At 35.3% G+C, this 1,474-nt stretch carries 1 protein-coding gene and 1 pseudogene; both read left to right on the forward strand.

Annotated features, from left to right (window positions below; genetic code table 11):
* Window positions 1-210 precede the first annotated feature (210 nt).
* Window positions 211-759, forward strand: coding sequence for a hypothetical protein (locus DMC01_RS12425; protein WP_142694498.1), 549 nt, complete (start codon window positions 211-213; stop codon window positions 757-759).
* Window positions 760-763: 4 nt separating this feature from the next.
* A pseudogene (locus tag DMC01_RS12430) lies at window positions 764-1,474 on the forward strand (hypothetical protein); the annotation flags it as partial.

The raw sequence follows: 1,474 nt of genomic DNA on the forward strand, positions 1-1,474 counted from the left end.
CACAAGGACGAGAAACCTTACACAAAACGGCGATTTTGCTCACGCAAATATCAGCACAAAAGCACTCCAAAATTTGCCGAAATTTTCGCTCCGAAATGTGCGACAAAAATATATACTTGTTTAACATCGATTTTACCAACCTTTCAGCCGTAATTATATCAGCTAAAAGTATCAATCGCCTTTTTTAATGCAAGAAATTATAAGCAGGATTTGCTAGTTAGGCCAAGATCTTTAAAGCTTATACAAGATGAAGAGGACTTTAAACACTCATCAAAGGCAAGTGAGACTCAAAAAGTGCATATAGCTAATATTAATGAGGCTATGCAAAATATACAACAAGATGAAAGAAGAAAGGCACTTTATGAAGAGTATAAGTGCATAGAAAGTAAGGGTATAAAAAAAGAAGATCCTTCACAGCCCTCAGCCATAGATGCTTATCATACAGCTATGAATTATTTAGATGATATATACAGCAACTGCTTTAATGCTGATCTTACAAACAACACAGCAAATCAAGACAAGCATAGAAATTTTTTAAGAGCCTTGCATATCATAGGACAGAATAATATCAAGGCCTTGTATGTGGGTTGGCTTCAAAGTGATGAGGATGTAAATTCGCAAAGCAACTGTGAATATAATGATGAGCAAGGATCATCTACAAATGATAACCCAGTGCAATCAGAACAAGATCTCCGACCTAAATTCATAGGAAGATTGGCTGTTACCATCATAATGAAAGATGGCTTATGGATAGGATGAGATTATGAGTGAAACATATATGATTTATATGCCAAATGGCTTAGGTATAAAGGTAGATAAAAAAACAAATGATATACAATTTGCTGAAAGAAGATTGCAAACAGGAAGATACACCAAACAATACTCTAAGATCGTCCTAAAAGCTCATCATATAAAACAGTCCTCTCCTTATAAATCCTACAAGCCCATTTACTTAGATCCTACCTTAAAAACAGGAGCTAGCTCAACGCTACTTGAATTTAAGGCTTGGCAAGATTTATATCTAAATGATCCCCCAAGAGGCAAGATAGCTCCTTGGACCAAAAAAGAAAAGGCTTATTATGAAAGCTTAAAGACCAAGAGGGAAAGATATAAGTATTTAGTGATACGAAGTGGCTTAAGAAGTGCTGTTATAGATATACCTTATGAAGCCTATGCAGGAGTAGATGAGGATGGTAAGCTTATAAATAAAGATCTTGCTTATTTATATGAAGAGGTAGAAAAAAATAGGGGCCTAGCTCATTTAAGTGATGGATTTTTAATTATGGCAGAATGGGAATTAGCAGCTGGAATTTTAGGGGATCTGAGTGGATTTTTGAGTTATGATAGATTGCATGGATTTAAGGCAAGATTGCGCCAGGTTGAATTTCTAAGCTTACAGCTTACAGGTGGTATGTATGAAAAGAATTCAATAGGAATGTCTTATGAATTTAAAGCCTATGCAGAGCGATCTGAG

The organism is Campylobacter troglodytis, from assembly GCF_006864425.1.
GTDB classification, from domain to species: domain Bacteria; phylum Campylobacterota; class Campylobacteria; order Campylobacterales; family Campylobacteraceae; genus Campylobacter_D; species Campylobacter_D troglodytis.